The organism is Stenotrophomonas sp. YJH_SMC_69, assembly GCF_059370495.1.
Genome location: NZ_JCAFTS010000005.1, coordinates 18,416 through 33,460, shown reverse-complemented (window position 1 = coordinate 33,460; position 15,045 = coordinate 18,416). Strand labels below are relative to the sequence as shown.

Genomic DNA, 15,045 nt, shown 5'->3' with positions numbered 1-15,045 from the left:
CAAGGTGACGCCGCCCGGTCCGTGCGGCGACTGGCAAGGGGCCGCTGGAACCGACGCAGTGACCAATGGCGGGGGTGGTGGGATCAATGGAGCCGCTACCCTTTGTCCCTTGAGGCAGGCTGGAGCACCGCAACGACATGGATGCAGCAATGACTCAGGGCCGACCATCGCGCTGGCGTACTTCAACCCGGCTGCTGGTATGGGCGGCGATCCTGTCGGCCTCGGCAGTGACCAATGCGCTGGTGGAAGTGATGGACGCCAGTCGCCGCGGCGCCGATCTCGGGCTGTGGGAGCCGATGATCTGGGAGTTCAGCAGCCTCGGCCTGGTCCTGTTGACCCTGCCGCTGCTGTGGTGGGGCTGCGAGCGCTGGCCGCTGCATGCCGATACCTGGAAGCGGCGATTGCCGCTGTATCTGCTGGCCAGCGTCGGCTGGTCGCTGCTGCACGTGGTGGGGATGGTGCTGCTGCGGCACCTGGCCTACGGGTCGCTGGGCCATCGCTACCAGGATGATGCCGGCTGGCTGGAGCGTTTTGCCTACGAATACCTGAAGGATGTACGCACGTTTGCGATGTTCGTGGCACTGGAGCACTTTGCCAGCTGGTTCGGCCGGCGCAGGCAGGGCGAGGCGAGCCTGCTGGCCGAGCCGGACGTCGGCCCGCCGGTGGAGCCGGTCGAGCGCCCCCAGCACTTCCTGGTGCGCAAGCTGGGCAAGGAGTTCCTGGTCGCCACGGCGGACGTGGAGTATGCCCAGGCCGCGGGGAACTATGTGAACCTGCGGGTACGCGGCCACGACTATCCGCTGCGGATCACCATGGCGGTGCTGGAGCAGCGGCTCGACCCGGGCGAGTTCCTGCGCCCGCACCGCAGCTGGCTGATCCATCGGGGCCAGCTGCGCTCGATCGAGCCGCTGGACGGTGGCGAGGCCCTGCTGCACATGGCCGACGGGGCGAAAGTGCCGTGCAGCCGGCGCCAGCTGCCGCTGCTGCGGCAGGCGCTGGGGGCAGGGTGAGGCCCTCATTCCGGGCACCCGCAGCCTGCGGTATCATTACCAGTCATTTTTTGAATGCATAACCGCCGACATGATCGAACTGAATCCTGTCCGCCAGCGCATCACCGATCTGACCGATCGCGTGCTGTCGCTTCGGGGGTATCTTTGACTACGACGCCAAGAAAGAGCGTCTTGAAGAAGTAACGCGGGAGCTGGAAAGCCCCGACGTCTGGAACAACGCCGAGTACGCCCAGAACCTGGGCCGCGAACGTTCCAGCCTGGAAAAGACCGTGGGCGGCATCGCCTCGGTGCTCGATGGCCTGAACGATGCCACCGAGCTGCTGGAGCTGGCCGAGTCCGAGCAGGACGAGGACACCGCCCTGGCCGTGGTCGCCGACCTGGACAAGCACCAGGCCCACGTGGAGAAGCTGGAGTTCCAGCGCATGTTCTCCGGCGAGATGGACAATGCGGCGGCGTTCGTCGACATCCAGGCCGGTGCCGGCGGCACCGAAGCCCAGGACTGGGCCGAGATCCTGCTGCGCATGTACCTGCGCTGGTGCGAGTCGCGCGGCTGGAAGACCGAACTGATGGAAGTGTCCGGTGGCGACGTTGCCGGCATCAAGTCGGCCACGCTGCGCGTGGAAGGCGACTATGCCTATGGCTGGCTGAAGACCGAGACCGGCGTGCACCGCCTGGTGCGCAAGTCGCCGTTCGACTCGGACAACCGCCGCCACACCAGCTTCACCTCGGTGTTCGTGTCGCCGGAAATCGACGACAACATCGACATCACCATCAACCCGGCCGACCTGCGTACTGACGTGTACCGTTCGTCCGGTGCCGGTGGCCAGCACGTGAACAAGACCGAGTCGGCGGTGCGTATCACCCACATCCCGACCAACATCGTCGTGGCCTGCCAGACCGGCCGCAGCCAGCACCAGAACCGCGACAACGCGATGAAGATGCTGGCCGCCAAGCTGTATGAACTGGAGATCCAGAAGCGCAATGCCGAGAAGGACGCGGTGGAAGCCACCAAGTCCGACATCGGCTGGGGCAGCCAGATCCGCAACTACGTGCTCGACCAGAGCCGCATCAAGGACCTGCGCACCGGCATCGAACGGTCGGACACGCAGAAGGTGCTGGACGGCGACCTGGACGAGTTCGTCGAGGCCAGCCTGAAGGCCGGCCTGGCCGTGGGCTCCAAGCGCGTCGATGCCTGATCGGCGCGCCTGCGCGGATATCGTCACCCTCGTGCGCAACGCCGAGGGTGGCTGATCACGCTTCCGATGTGGGGCCGAGCCCATGCTCGGCTGCTGTTGGCGCAGTAGCAGATGCGTCGAGCATGGCTCGACGCTACAACGGGTACGGCGGTAGCGATGATGCGCAGCGAAAGTGAACGCAAGGAACTCGGCGGCTTTCTCAAGGCCTGCCGCGCCCGTGTCGATCCTGCCACGCTCGGCCTGCCGGCCGGGCGCCGGCGTACCCCGGGCCTGAAGCGCGAGGAAGTCGCGCTGGCGATCGGGGTGAGCGTCAGCTGGTACACCTGGATCGAGCAGGGCCGTGAAGTGCGCGCCTCGCCCGAGGTGCTGGAGCGCCTGGCGCAGGTGCTGCGCATGAGCGACGACGAACGCGCCTACGCGTTCGCGCTGTCCGGCTACGGCGTGCCGCTGGAATCACCGGACGAGAGCGTGACCGACGGCTTGCGCCAGCTGGTGGAGGCGATGCAGCCGATCCCGGCCTATGTGCGCAACACCCGCTTCGACATCCTGGCCTGGAACCCGGCCATCGCCGATCTGTTCGTGGACTACAGCCAACTGGCGCCGCATGAGCGCAACACGCTGCGGCTGATGTTCCTGTACCCGCCCTACCGCACGCTGATCCTCAACTGGGAAGAAATGACCCGCGGCCTGCTGGCAGGCTTCCGTGCGGCGATGGCGCAGGCGCCGGACAAGGCGCCGTTCCTGGCGCTGGTGGAGGACATCGCGGCGCATAGCGAGGAGTTCCGCCAGTGGTGGCCGGAGCACGACGTGCGCCGGTTCGATGAGGGTGCGAAGAAGCTGAACCATCCCACGCGCGGGCTGCTGGACCTGCAGTACGTGGCGCTGGTGCCGGAGAGCCGGCACGATCTTTCCCTGGTCACTTACCTGCCGCGTAGGTAGGTTGGTCGGCAGGGCTTGCAGCCCTGCACCTGCTCAATGCAACGGCCAAAGCCAGAGCCAGAGCTAGAGCTGGATTCCGTGGGTTGGCGGGGCGGTGTCGGAGTGCGGGGACGCCGTAAACCCGTCCCTGGGGGCTTGGCAGCCGCATCCATGCGGCTGACACCCCGCACTCCGACACCGCCCCACCTTTGAAAGGTTCACGCGGCTGTTGGTAGGTGTCGACCTTGGTCGACACATCTGTCAGATATCGAAAGAAATTCCGGGGTCAGATCCGTTTTCCTATGGAAAACGGATCTGACCCCAAGAGCATTTCCGACAGATCGCGGAAAACCGTCGAAGGCGGGGTGGGTCCGGTTGCGGGAGTGTCCGCGGCATGGATGCCGCGGCCAAGCCCCCAAGGACGGGTTTACGGCGTCTCCCGCAACCGGACCCACCTCGCCATCCCACGGATAGCCCGCTGTTGCTGCTGCTTCGGCTGTTGCCGTTGCCTCTGCGGGTGCAGGGCGCAGCCCTGCAAGAGCCCCCATTCAGACAGGTAAGTGCAGGTCACAGGATAAGCAGACGCCTTGTTGCCTCCGCCAATCGGGTCCACATTCCTGTGCAGGAGACGGGCCGCCGCCCGTCGACGAGACACCAGGAGACCTGCATGTCCGCTGCCCCCACCACCGCCATTTCCCGCGATCCGGCCACCGGCCAGCAGATCGCCAGCCATCCCTTCGCCACGGATGCCGAGCTGGAAGCGATCCTCGATCGCGGTCAGGCCGGTTTCGCCGCCTGGAGCGCCCGCAGCCTGGAACAGCGAGCGCAGGTGTTGCGTGCGATGGCGGGCGTACTGCGCCGTGACCGCGAGACGCTGGCCGCGCTGGCCACTGCCGAAATGGGCAAGGTCCAGGCCGAAGCACTGGCCGAGATCGAGAAGTGTGCCGTGCTGTGCGACTGGTACGCCGACCACGGTGCGCAGTTCCTGCGCGACGAGCCGACCCAGGTGCCCGACGACAAGGCTTACGTGTCCTACCTGCCGCTGGGCGTGGTGCTGGGCATCATGCCGTGGAATTTCCCGTACTGGCAGGTGATGCGCGCGGCGGTACCGATCCTGATGGGCGGCAACGGCTTCCTGCTGAAGCCGGCCGAGAACATCGTCGGCACCGCGCAGCTGCTCGATGCCGCCTGGCGTGATGCCGGGCTGCCGGAAGGCACCTTCATCGCCGCCAACATCAGCCGCGAGGGTACCAGCCGTGCGATCGCCGATGACCGCATCGCCGCCGTCACCCTGACCGGCAGCGTGGCCGCAGGCCGCAGCATCGCTGCCCAGGCCGGGCAGGCGCTGAAGAAGGTGGTGCTGGAACTGGGCGGCTCGGATCCGTTCATCGTGCTGGCTGACGCTGACCTGGATGCGGCCGTCGATGCGGCGGTGACCTCGCGCTTCCAGAACACCGGGCAGGTCTGCATTGCCGGCAAGCGCATCATCGTTGAAGACGCGGTGTACGGCCGCTTCGTGGCGCAGTTCTGCCAGAAAGTGCAGGCGCTGACCATCGGTGATGGCCGTGAAGCGGGCAATCGCGTTGGTCCGATGGCACGCCAGGACCTGCTGGAACAGTTGGACGCGCAGGTGCGCGCCTCGGTGGACGCAGGCGCGAAGCTGCTCGTCGGCGGCCATCAGCTCGATCGCCCGGGCGCGTTCTACGCGCCCACCGTACTGGCGGACGTGGAGCCGGGCATGCAGGCCTTTGACACGGAAACGTTCGGGCCGGTGGCCTCGATCAGCCGCGCCCGCGATGCCGACCACGCGGTGGAACTGGCCAACCAGAGCGAGTTCGGCCTCAGCGGCAACCTGTGGACCGGTGACCGCGCGCGGGCCATGCAGCTGGCGCGCCGGCTGCAGACCGGCGGTGTGTTCGTCAACGGCTTCTCCGCTTCCGACCCTCGCGTGCCGATCGGCGGTGTGAAGAAGAGTGGCTTCGGCCGCGAGCTCTCGCACTTCGGCATCCGTGAATTCGTCAACGCGCAGACAGTGTGGTTCGACAAGCATTGACGCGCGGCTCTCATCCTTCCTGCAACGATCCACCATCAGTCCAGCACAAAGGACGGCATCCGATGTCCAAGGGTTCAGATCTGCTCGTCGCCGCACTTGAGAACGAAGGCGTCGAGCGCATTTTCGGCATTCCCGGCGAAGAAAACCTCGACGTGGTCGAGTCGCTCCGCCATTCCAGCATCGAACTGGTCATCACCCGCCACGAACAGGCGGCGGTGTTCATGGCGGCCACTTACGGCCGCCTGACCGGCAAGCCGGGCGTATGCCTGGCCACGCTCGGCCCGGGCGCGCTCAACTTCACCACCGGCGCCGCCTATGCGCTGCTGGGTGCGTGGCCGGTGATCATGATCACCGGCCAGAAGGGCATCGTCGCCAGCAAGCAGGCGCGCTTCCAGATCGTCGACATCGTCGGCACGATGAAGCCGCTGACCAAACAGGCGCGGCAGATCGTCTCGGCACGCACCATTCCGACCATCGTCCGCGAGGCGTTCCGTGTCGCCCAGGAAGAGCGCCCGGGCCCGGTGTTGCTGGAGCTGCCCGAAGACATTGCTGCCGATGAGGTCGAGGGCGTGGCGCTGATTCCGCCGCACGCGGTGGACCGTCCCATTGCCAGCCCGGAGGCGCTGGATCGGGCAGCAGAGCTCATCCGCAATGCAAAGCGGCCGCTGCTGATGATCGCTTCGGCGGCCTCGCGGCCGCAGTCCAGCGACGCGCTGTCCGCGTTCGTGCTGCGCGCCGGCATCCCGTTCTTCACCACGCAGATGGGCAAGGGCGCGGTGGCCGGTGGTTCAGGCCTGTACATGGGCACCGCGGCGCTGACCGAGCGCGATTACGTGCACATGGCGATCGACCAGGCCGACGTGATCGTGACCATCGGCCACGAGGTCACCGAGAAGCCGCCATTCGTGATGCGCCCGGGTGGGCCGACGGTGATCCATATCGGGTACTCGCAGGCGGCGGTGGAACAGGTGTATTTCCCGCAGGTGGAGGTGATCGGCGATATCGGTCGTTCGCTGACCCAGCTGGCCGACCGCATCGAGGGCGCGGTGCCGAATGCCGCTGCGCTGCTGCCGCTGCGCGCGACCATCCTCGAACACCTGGCCGACCGGGCCGAAGAGGTCGGGTTCACCCCGCAGCGGCTGGTGCACGACGTGCGCCAGGTGATGCCGCCGGATGGCATCGTGGCGCTGGACAACGGCATGTACAAGATCTGGTTCGCGCGCAACTACCGCACCCAGGTGGCCAACACGCTGCTGCTGGACAACGCGCTGGCGACGATGGGCGCGGGCCTGCCGTCGGCGATCATGGCCTCGATCCTGTATCCGCAGCGGCGGGTGCTGGCGGTGTGCGGCGACGGCGGTTTCATGATGAACAGCCAGGAGCTGGAGACGGCCCGCCGGCTGGGCCTGAACCTGGTGGTGCTGATCCTCAACGACGGTGCCTACGGCATGATCCGCTGGAAGCAGGCCGTGGACGGATTCACCGACTACGGCATGACCTTCAGCAACCCCGATTTCGTGAAGTACGCCGAGGCCTATGGCTGCAAGGGCCACGAGGTGACGGCCATCGAGCAGTTCATCCCGACCCTGGAAGCGGCCTTCAACGAGGGCGGGGTGCACCTGGTGTCGGTGCCGGTGGACTATTCGGAGAACCAGCGGGTGCTGGTGGATGAGTTGCGCCAGGCGTTCCCCGGCAACAGGTAGCGGCGGAGCAGGGCCGGCCGATCCGCCCGGTAGGTGTCGACCTTGGTCGACACGCACGGCGCCAACCAAGGTTGGCGGCTACCGGGGCGGGCCCGGCCCAGGGCTGGGGCTGGGCGGTTTTGGTATGCTGGGCAACCGGCTGTGCCGGGCGCTGCATCCCCCCTCACTACACGATTCCCGCAGATCCATGAGCGAAGCTACCGATACCCCCCCCGTCGACGAAAACAAGTTGATCGCCGAGCGCCGTGAGAAACTCAAAGCGCTGCGTGGGCAGGGCATCGCGTACCCGAACGACTTCCGTCGCAAGGACTTCGCCGGCCGCCTGCAGGAAGAATTCGCAGATGCCGAAACCTGGACCGCCGAGGCCCTGGAAGGCAACGGCCGCCAGGTGAAGATGGCGGGCCGCCTGATGGCCAAGCGCATCATGGGCAAGGCCAGCTTCGCGCAGATCCAGGACGAGTCCGGCCGCATCCAGCTGTTCCTGCAGGGCGCGGTGCTGGGCGATGCCTATACCGCCTTCAAGGGCTGGGACGTGGGCGACATCATCGCCGTCGAAGGCGGCCTGACCCGTACCAAGACCGGCGAGCTGTCGGTCAAGGCCGAATCGATCCGCCTGCTGACCAAGTCGCTGCGCCCGCTGCCGGACAAGTGGCATGGCCTGGCCGACGTCGAGCAGCGTTACCGCCAGCGTTACGTCGACCTGATCGTGACCCCGGAGTCGCGCGCGGTGTTCATCAAGCGCTCGAAGATCATCCGCGCCATGCGCGCGTGGCTGGACAACCGCGACTTCCTGGAAGTCGAGACGCCGATGATGCACTACATCCCCGGCGGCGCGGCGGCCAAGCCGTTCACCACCCACCACAATGCGCTGGACCTGGACCTGTACCTGCGCGTGGCGCCGGAGCTGTACCTCAAGCGCCTGACCGTGGGTGGCCTTGAGCGCGTGTACGAGATCAACCGCAACTTCCGCAATGAAGGCGTCAGCACCCGCCACAACCCGGAATTCACCATGATGGAGCTGTACGAGGCCTATGCCACGTACAACGAGATCATGGACCTGACCGAAGGCGTGATCCGTGACGTGGCCAAGGCGGTCAACGGTGGCACCGAGGTCGAATGGGACGGCGCGAAGATCGACCTGGGCCCGGCATTCCGCCGCTGGCGCATGGACGAGGCAGTCCGCCACCACAACCCGGAAATCTCCGTCGCCGATTGCACCGACCGCGATGCGCTGCTGCGTCATTGCGAGCGCCTGAAGATCCGCGTCAAGCCGTCCTACGGCTGGGGCAAGCTGCTGCTGGAGATCTTCGAGGCCACCGTTGAGCACACCCTGATCCAGCCGACCTTCATCACTGACCATCCGGTGGAGGTCTCGCCGCTGGCCCGTGCCAACGACAATGACCCGGGCTACACCGACCGCTTCGAGCTGTTCGTCAACGGCAAGGAGCTGGCCAACGGCTTCTCCGAGCTGAACGATCCGGAAGACCAGGCCCAGCGCTTCCAGGCCCAGGTGGCGGCGAAGGAAGGTGGCGATGACGAGGCCATGCACTACGACGCCGACTACATCCGTGCGCTGGAGTACGGCATGGCACCGACCGGCGGCCTCGGCATCGGCGTGGATCGCCTGGTGATGCTGCTGACCGGCAGCAGCTCGATCCGCGATGTACTGCTGTTCCCGTACATGCGTCCGGAGCAGTAAGTCGTCTTTTTGACTCCCGATTGTGCGCGCCGTCCCGAAACGAGACGGCGCGATTGACGCGTCCCGCACTCGGCGTATCGTAATTGCACTACCTTGACGCCTGTTATGGCTTGATCGGCGCCAGGGGGAGGGCACGGTGTGGGGAGTCCGCTTCACATTGTGATGACGATCATGAATCGGGACGCATGACACGGGAGTCAGGCCGATGCAGGGTGCGAGCGTTCGCAGCGGCAGAGTATCCTCGCCTGCTGATGATCCAGCGTGGTCGAGAAACCAGGCAGAGTACGCGTTGAACATCGTCATCGTTGACGACCAGACTTCGGCCCGGACGATGCTGCGTCACGTCATCGAAGACATCGCGCCGGAACTGAGCGTGTATGACTTCGGAGACCCGCTGACCGCATTGGCCTGGTGCGAAGCCCATCCGGTCGACCTGCTGCTGCTCGATTACCGCATGCCGGAGATGGATGGGCTGGAATTCGCCCGTCGTTTCCGTCGCCTGCCCAAGCACCGTGACATTCCGGTGATCCTGATCACCGTGGTCGGTGACGAGCCGATCCGGCAAGCGGCACTGGAAGCAGGCGTCATCGACTTTCTGGTCAAGCCGATCCGCCCGCGCGAGCTGCGGGCGCGCTGCTACAACCTGCTGCAGCTGCGCCAGCAGACCGAGAACGTGAAGCAGCGGGCGCTGTCGCTGGAGCAGCGCCTGCTGGCGAGCATGCATGAGGTCGAAGAGCGCGAGCGCGAGACGCTGTCGCGGCTGGCACGCGCGATCGAGTTCCGTGATGCCGGCACCAGCGCCTACCTGGAGCGCATGGCGCGCGTGGCCGGACTGATCGCCGAACAGCTCGGGCTGCCCGAAGAGGAGGTGCGCCTGATCGAAATGGCTGCGCCGCTGCATGACATGGGCAAGATCGCCATTCCCGATGCGGTGCTGCTCAAGCAGGGCAAGCTCAACGAGGAAGAACTGGCGATCATGCGCCGGCACCCGCGGATTGGCCATGAACTGCTGAGCGGCAGCCAGAATCGCTTCATCCAGGTTGGCGCGTTGATCGCACTGCGTCATCATGAGCGCTACGACGGCAGTGGCTATCCCGATGGGCTGGTCGGCGACGCGATTCCGCTGGAAGCGCGCATCGTGGCCGTCGCCGATGTCTTCGACGCCCTGATTTCGCCCCGTCCGTACAAGGAAGCATGGACCATGGAAGCCACTCTGGCTTATCTCTACGCCCAGCGTGGCCGCCTATTCGATCCCCGATGCGTGGACGCGCTGCTGCGCGGCCGCGAACAGCTCGACCAGATCTGCGCCGAGCATTCGATGGCGTCCGCGCGCCCGGGGCTGGGCGCGTGAAACGCCTGTTGTCGCAGCTGCGGCTGCGCCTGTCCCAGCGCCAGGACAGCGAGCACGGCCAGCAGATCGTCCGCATCGTGCTGATCAGCCTGATCCTGGCCTACGTACTGTTGCCGGCACCGCGCCACGATCTGCCGCACACCCAGTACGTCGGTGTGCTGGCGATCGTGCTGACCGGCCTGAGCCTGTCACTGTTGCTGTTCGGCTGGCTGCTGTGGCGGCCGGCGCGTTCCGATCCCCGCCGCGTGCTGGGCATGCTGGCTGACTACGGCCTCATTGCTGCCGGCATGGTGCAGATGGGTGAGCCGCTGGCCTGGGTCTACATCGTGGTGATGTGGGTGACGGTCGGCAATGGCATGCGCTTTGGCAACCACTATCTGTACGTGGCGGTGGCCATGGCGATGGTGAGCTTCGGCTGCACCGTGATGCTGACGCCTTACTGGCAACAGAATTTCCGCCTGGCCATTGGCCTCTGGCTGGGCCTGGCAGCGGTGCCGCTGTACTTCTCGACATTGCTGCGGCAGCTGACCGAAGCGATGGCCGAGGCGCGCCGCGCCAGCGAGGCCAAGAGCCGGTTCCTGGCCAACATGAGCCATGAGTTCCGCACGCCGTTGAACGGTCTCAACGGCATGACCGAAGTGCTGGCCACCACGCGCCTGGATGACGAGCAGCGCGAGTGCCTCAACACCATCCAGGCGTCCTCGCGCAGCCTGCTGGCACTGGTGGAGGAAGTGCTGGACATCTCGGCCATCGAGGCCGGCAAGCTGCGCGTGGTGGCCGAGGACTTCGCCGTGGCCGACGTGATCCAGGCGATCGGTCTGATCCTGTTGCCACAGGCCAAGGCCAAACGGCTGGATTACCGGGTGAAGGTGGCCGATGGTGTGCCGCCACGCGTGCGCGGCGATGTCGGGCACCTGCGGCAGATCCTGCTGAACCTGGCCGGCAACGCGGTCAAGTTCACCGACCATGGCCGGGTCGAGATACGTGTCGGCGTGGTGCAGGCCGATGCCAGCGGGGCGGTGCGGTTGCGCTTCGACATCCTCGACACCGGCATCGGCGTGCCACCTGCCATGCGTGCACGGCTGTTCGACGCGTTCGAGCAGGCCGATGTCAGCATGGCGCGCCGCCACGAGGGGACGGGGCTGGGCACGACCATCGCCAAAGGCCTGGTCGAGGCGATGGACGGTGACATCGGCTATCTGGAATACCCGCCGCGCGGCAGCCACTTCTGGGTCGAGCTGCCGTTCGCGCCGCCGCAGCCGCAGGTGCCGGGCGCGGTGCCGAGCCTGAGCGGCGACGAAGACGCGGGCCCGGGCGGCAACGTGATCGCTTTTGCCGATCCGTTCCTGCGCCATCGCGCCCGCGTGCGCAGCATGCAGATCCTGGTGGCCGACGACCACGAGGCCAACCGCATGGTCCTGCAGCGCCTGCTGCAGAAGGCCGGCCATCGCGTGCTGTGCGTGGACGGCGGTGAGGCGGTGCTGGATGCGTTGGCCGACAGCGAGTTCGACGCGGTCATCGTCGATCTGCACATGCCGGGCATGAGCGGGCTGGACATGCTCAAGGAACTGCGGGTGATGCAGGCCGGCGGCGGTCCGCGCACGCCGGTACTGGTACTCAGTGCGGATGTAACGCCCGAGGCGATCCAGCGCTGTACCCAGGCCGGCGCACATGCCTTCCTGGCCAAGCCCGTCGTTGCGGTGCGCCTGCTCGATACGCTGGCCGAGATCGCCAGCAATGCCCAGCTGAAGACCATGGCCGCACCGGTGGTGCGACCGGCGGCGCCGCTGCAGGATGGCGTGCTCGACAGCAGCGTGCTGGACGAACTGGCTTCGCTGGGCATGGGCGAGGGCTTCGAACGTGAGTTCATCCGCCAGTGCCTGGAGGACGTGGCGAGCTGCATGGGCAAGGCCGAGCAGGCCGGCGAGGCTACGCAGTGGGATGTGTTCCGCGAACAATCCCACGCGATCAAGGGCGTGGCCAGCAACCTCGGCCTGATGCGCGCGTCCAACCGTGCCGGCGAGCTGATGCGGATGGCCGACTGGCAGCTCAAGACCGAATGGCGTCAGCGCCTGGGCATCCTGCAGGAGGCGATCAAGGAAGGCCGGCGCGCGCTGGACGCGCGGGCCGAACGCCGCATGCGCGGCGCCGCCGATGATGGTGAAGCGCGCTGAGGCGTGGCGTGGACCCAAAAAAAGCCCGGTGGCCAGCCGGGCTTGAACCCATCCTGGGGGAGGGGAGGAATCAGGCCGCGTCGAGACTGGCGCGACGGGTCTGGGCCTTGATCAGGCGATCCATGGTGCGCAGCGAGCGGTCGCCGAGTGCAAGGGCGGAATCGACCCATACCTTGGTGATCTCCAGCAGTTCGTCGTAGCTGACCGGCTGGGCGATGGCGCGTGCGGCATTCATCGCCAGATAGGACTGCGGCGTGCGCTGCTGCTGGCGGATCAGTTCCTCGACCGCCGCCCGGCCTTCGCCCTTCTTCACCAGCACGTCGACCACGCCCATGGCATGCATCTCCTCGGCACTGTAGACCCGGCCGTCGAGGATGATCTTCTCGGCCAGGTGGGGGGACACGCGCCGGCACAGGAAGGAGTACGCACCCATGCCCGGGAACAGGCCGAACAGCACCTCCGGCAGGCCCAGTCCGCTGCCTTCCTCGGCGACGATGGTGTGGCAGGCCAGGGCCATTTCCAGGCCGCCGCCGAGGGCGTCACCCTGGATCAGCGCGATCGAACGGACATCGCCACCGAACCCGGTATGCAGGTGGTGCACGCCCTCCACGCAGCGCTGGGCGTAATTCAGCAGGAGGTCGCGGTTGCCTTCGCGGATCAGGCGGGTGAACAGGTCCAGGTCGCCGCCCAGATTGTAGGCGACGGCATCGGAGGCCAGCACGAAATGCCGCAATGTCCCGTTGTGGCGTTCGGCAGGGCTGCGGGTGATGGCCGCCATGTAGCTCCACATTTCGTCGAGCATGTCCTTGCGGCAGCAGGGACGGATCCCGGTGGCGGCATCGGCGTGCATGAACAGCCAGTGGGCAGCGCCGTCGGCGCTGTCTTCGGTACGGATGGTGGCGAACGGTGAGCCGCTTGAAGGCAGCTTTTCGATGGTACTCATGGAAGGGTCCTCGGCATGCGGCCCGCAGTGTCAGGTGGGTGGCCGGCGGGCCGAACGGTCCACACACGCGGCGATGCTACACCGCCTCAGCGGCGTCGCATGCGAAAGGGCCCGGGACGTTTCCGCCCCGGGCCCTGCACTGTCCAGATTGCCGCAAACCCTTACTGGGCGGGCGTATCGCGGAGTTCGCGACGGAGGATCTTGCCGACGTTGGTCTTCGGCAGCTCCTTTCGGAATTCAACGATTTTGGGGTGCTTGTAGCCGGTCAGGTTGGCCCGGGCATGCTCCTTGACCATTTCGGCGGTCAGGTTCGGGTCCTTCTTCACGATGACCACCTTCACCACCTCGCCGGACTTGTCGTCCGGGACGCCGACCGCGGCCACTTCCAGCACGCCCGGCATCATCGCGATCACGTCCTCGACTTCGTTCGGGTACACGTTGAAGCCGGACACCAGGATCATGTCCTTCTTGCGGTCGACGATGTAGAAGAAGCCGTGTTCGTCCATCTTGGCCATGTCGCCGGTATGCAGCCAGCCGTCCGCGTCGATGGCCTTGGCCGTTTCCTCCGGGCGCTGCCAGTAGCCCTTCATCACCTGCGGGCCCTTGATGCAGAGCTCGCCGACCTCGCCCAGCGGCAGGATGGCACTGTTGTCATCCTTGATGCAGGCATCGGTGGAGGGGATCGGCAGGCCGATCGAGCCGTTGTACTCGGTCAGGGTAAGCGGGTTGATGCAGGCTGCCGGCGAGGTCTCAGTCAGGCCATAGGCCTCGACCAGGGTCACGCCGGTGACCTTCTTCCAGCGCTCGGCGACGGCGCGCTGCACCGCCATGCCGCCGCCCAGGGTGACCTTCAGCGAGGAGAAGTCGACCGTGTCGAAACCGGGGGTGTTGAGCAGGCCGTTGAACAGCGTGTTGACGCCGGTGATGGCGGTGAAACGCACCGACTTGAGCTCCTTGACGAAGCCCTTCATGTCGCGCGGGTTGGTGATCAGGTGATTGCAGCCACCGAACTTCATGAAGACCAGCCCGTTCGCGGTCAGCGCGAAGATGTGGTACAGCGGCAGGGCGGTGATGATCCACTCCTTGCCCATCTCGATGCCGGACGCACTGATCCAGGCCGAGGCCTGCTGCATGTTGGCGATCAGGTTGCGGTTGGTCAGCATCGCGCCCTTGGCCACGCCGGTGGTGCCGCCGGTGTACTGCAGGAACGCGATGTCGTCGTGGTCGATCTCGACCTTGGGCAGGCTGTGGCGGCTGCCGAGCTTGAGCGCCTGGCGGAAGCGCACCGCGCCCTTGAGATGGTAGTTGGGCACCATCTTCTTGATGTACTTCAGCACGAAGTTGACGATCACGCCCTTGGCGCCGAGCAGGTCGCCCAGGCCGGTGGTGACCACATGCTTGACCGGCGTATCGGCGATGACCTGCTCGACGGTGTCGCCGAAGTTGTCGACCACCACCAGCGCGGTCACGCCGGCATCGACCAGCTGGTGCTTGAGCTCGCGGGCGGTGTACAGCGGGTTGACGTTGACCACGGTCAGGCCGGCGCGCAGCACGCCGAAGGTGGCCACCGGGTACTGCAGGCAGTTGGGCATCATCAGGGCGACGCGGTCACCCTTCTTGAGCTTGAGCTCACCGAGCAGGTAGGCCGCGAACTGTTCGACCAGCGCGTCGGTCTCGCCGTAGGTGAGGACCTTGCCGAAGCTGGAGTAGGCGGGACGGTCGCGGAATTTCGCGACGGAAGCGTCGAAGACCGAAGCTACCGAATGGAACTCGTTGACGTCGATCTCGGCGGGAACGCCTTTCGGATAGCTCTGCAGCCAGGGACGATCCAGACTCATATTCCCCCTCCAGGAATCGTGATGTATTAGGTCCGGCCCTGAGCGTATCGACAACGGCCGGTCATTGCAGCATACCCCGCCGTAGGGAAAACGCGAAGAGGCCCCGAAGAGCCTCCTTGCTGGGTAGTGCCGGGCGCTGGCCGGCATCTGCGCTGGACGG

General features: G+C 66.2%; 10 protein-coding genes. 8 read left to right on the top strand and 2 right to left on the bottom strand.

Features of this window, described 5'->3' with window-relative positions; translation table 11 throughout:
- Positions 1 to 149: 149 nt before the first annotated feature.
- The 8 genes from AC5P8F_RS10155 to AC5P8F_RS10120 all read left to right on the top strand — a co-directional run bounded on the left by AC5P8F_RS10155 (position 150) and on the right by AC5P8F_RS10120 (position 12,104).
- A complete protein-coding gene (locus tag AC5P8F_RS10155) occupies positions 150 to 1,010 on the top strand; it encodes a LytTR family DNA-binding domain-containing protein (RefSeq protein WP_032959458.1) in 861 nt (286 codons plus the stop codon).
- Positions 1,011 to 1,080: 70 nt separating this feature from the next.
- A protein-coding gene (gene prfB / locus AC5P8F_RS10150; protein WP_014037064.1) for a peptide chain release factor 2 occupies positions 1,081 to 2,206 on the top strand; the annotation gives its coding sequence in 2 pieces (ribosomal slippage) (positions 1,081 to 1,155 and positions 1,157 to 2,206; 1,125 coding nt in all).
- Positions 2,207 to 2,362: 156 nt separating this feature from the next.
- Positions 2,363 to 3,145, top strand: a complete 783-nt coding sequence (locus AC5P8F_RS10145; protein ID WP_021204557.1) for a helix-turn-helix transcriptional regulator — start codon at positions 2,363 to 2,365, stop codon at positions 3,143 to 3,145.
- Between the two features lie 646 nt (positions 3,146 to 3,791).
- Positions 3,792 to 5,177 (top strand): NAD-dependent succinate-semialdehyde dehydrogenase, encoded by a 1,386-nt coding sequence (locus tag AC5P8F_RS10140; RefSeq protein ID WP_111206962.1) that lies wholly within the window; start codon positions 3,792 to 3,794, stop codon positions 5,175 to 5,177.
- 62 nt (positions 5,178 to 5,239) lie between these two features.
- The gene (locus AC5P8F_RS10135) at positions 5,240 to 6,880 is read left to right on the top strand and encodes an acetolactate synthase large subunit (protein ID WP_111206961.1); all 1,641 of its coding nucleotides are present in this window, start codon (positions 5,240 to 5,242) and stop codon (positions 6,878 to 6,880) included.
- Positions 6,881 to 7,067: 187 nt separating this feature from the next.
- Entirely contained in the window at positions 7,068 to 8,579 is a 1,512-nt protein-coding gene (lysS, locus tag AC5P8F_RS10130; RefSeq protein ID WP_495228031.1) for a lysine--tRNA ligase, read from the top strand.
- Between the two features lie 205 nt (positions 8,580 to 8,784).
- On the top strand, positions 8,785 to 9,930 hold the full coding sequence (gene rpfG / locus AC5P8F_RS10125; RefSeq protein WP_032959453.1) for a cyclic di-GMP phosphodiesterase response regulator RpfG: 1,146 nt from the start codon (positions 8,785 to 8,787) through the stop codon (positions 9,928 to 9,930).
- Positions 9,927 to 12,104 (top strand): response regulator, encoded by a 2,178-nt coding sequence (locus tag AC5P8F_RS10120; protein WP_111206960.1) that lies wholly within the window; start codon positions 9,927 to 9,929, stop codon positions 12,102 to 12,104. The genes rpfG and AC5P8F_RS10120 overlap by 4 nt, the downstream gene beginning before the upstream one ends.
- 70 nt (positions 12,105 to 12,174) lie before the next feature.
- Here the strand turns inward: AC5P8F_RS10120 and AC5P8F_RS10115 are convergent, their stop codons facing one another.
- Both AC5P8F_RS10115 and AC5P8F_RS10110 read right to left on the bottom strand, forming a co-directional pair.
- Positions 12,175 to 13,047, bottom strand: a complete 873-nt coding sequence (locus AC5P8F_RS10115) for a crotonase/enoyl-CoA hydratase family protein (protein WP_014647007.1) — start codon at positions 13,045 to 13,047, stop codon at positions 12,175 to 12,177.
- Between the two features lie 161 nt (positions 13,048 to 13,208).
- Positions 13,209 to 14,885, bottom strand: coding sequence for a long-chain fatty acid--CoA ligase (locus tag AC5P8F_RS10110; RefSeq protein WP_014647008.1), 1,677 nt, complete (start codon positions 14,883 to 14,885; stop codon positions 13,209 to 13,211).
- Between the last annotated feature and the right edge of the window lie 160 nt (positions 14,886 to 15,045).

Coding starts and splice junctions, on each gene's coding strand:
- lysS (WP_495228031.1), top strand. CDS start 7,068: ATGAGCGAAGCTACCGATACCCCCCCCGTCGACGAAAACAAGTTGATC.
- AC5P8F_RS10135 (WP_111206961.1), top strand. CDS start 5,240: ATGTCCAAGGGTTCAGATCTGCTCGTCGCCGCACTTGAGAACGAAGGC.
- AC5P8F_RS10140 (WP_111206962.1), top strand. CDS start 3,792: ATGTCCGCTGCCCCCACCACCGCCATTTCCCGCGATCCGGCCACCGGC.
- AC5P8F_RS10115 (WP_014647007.1), bottom strand. CDS start 13,047: ATGAGTACCATCGAAAAGCTGCCTTCAAGCGGCTCACCGTTCGCCACC.
- AC5P8F_RS10145 (WP_021204557.1), top strand. CDS start 2,363: ATGATGCGCAGCGAAAGTGAACGCAAGGAACTCGGCGGCTTTCTCAAG.
- AC5P8F_RS10155 (WP_032959458.1), top strand. CDS start 150: ATGACTCAGGGCCGACCATCGCGCTGGCGTACTTCAACCCGGCTGCTG.
- rpfG (WP_032959453.1), top strand. CDS start 8,785: ATGCAGGGTGCGAGCGTTCGCAGCGGCAGAGTATCCTCGCCTGCTGAT.
- AC5P8F_RS10110 (WP_014647008.1), bottom strand. CDS start 14,885: ATGAGTCTGGATCGTCCCTGGCTGCAGAGCTATCCGAAAGGCGTTCCC.